General features: G+C 50.1%; 2 pseudogenes. Both read left to right on the top strand.

The features are described from left to right. A pseudogene (locus tag NK638_RS12350) lies at positions 1-286 on the top strand (hypothetical protein); the annotation flags it as partial. A 275-nt stretch (positions 287-561) separates the two neighbouring features. Beyond that, positions 562-748 (top strand): annotated as a pseudogene (locus tag NK638_RS12345) (hypothetical protein); the annotation flags it as partial.

Below are 748 nucleotides of genomic sequence, written 5' to 3'. Positions count from 1 at the left end.
CCGCCTGCGCGCGCAGGTCGATTTTGCGTTTATTGACGGGGCCAATTGGCTGTCTCGATGGGGGTCGGCGCTGGCAACTGAGGTGCATTTACCAAGTGGGTTTGCGACATTAGATGAGAGTGAGCGCAAGGCGACAATCAAGCAGAGTATCCGTGAGCATTATCGGCAGTTTGATGGTCATTTACCTTACAATGGGGTGATTCAGGGCTATGAGCTGATGGTGCTGCAGCAAGATGAGGTCATCGAAAAAGTAGCCTATGGACTGCCAACCTCTAGCAGTGTGTAAGAATTTACTCAATAATCTTTAAATGTCGATCAATACCCCTTTGGACGCAGCTAGACAGTATCAAAAAAGGTCAATCGCGTCCTGATGGCTTTGAGCGCACGACCACCAAAAAAGTTGGTATTTTGGGTGCGTGCATGATGGGCGCGGGCATTGCTTATGTCACCGCAAAGCGGGCATCGAGGTGGTAATGCTCGATACCGATCACTGGATTGGCTCAGGCCAGTACGCACCCCAAGCAGTTTATCGGGCTGAATTTATATCCACCACGCGCACAGCAACCATCACAACAAGAGCTAATCGATCGCTTGATGTTTATTCAAGCCAATGAGTCGGCTAAATGCTATCAAGAAAATGTCGTGCGCTCTGTCGCGGATGCCAATATCGGTGCTATATTTGGTTGGGGTTTTGCGCCGCATCACGGTGGTACGCTCCAATTTATCAATGCCATGGGGCTAGAGGCGT

This window comes from Psychrobacter sp. A3 (assembly GCF_028823565.1).
Lineage (GTDB): Bacteria > Pseudomonadota > Gammaproteobacteria > Pseudomonadales > Moraxellaceae > Psychrobacter > Psychrobacter celer.
Note: the sequence above shows the minus strand (reverse complement) of the source record. Positions and strands in the feature narration are given on the sequence as shown.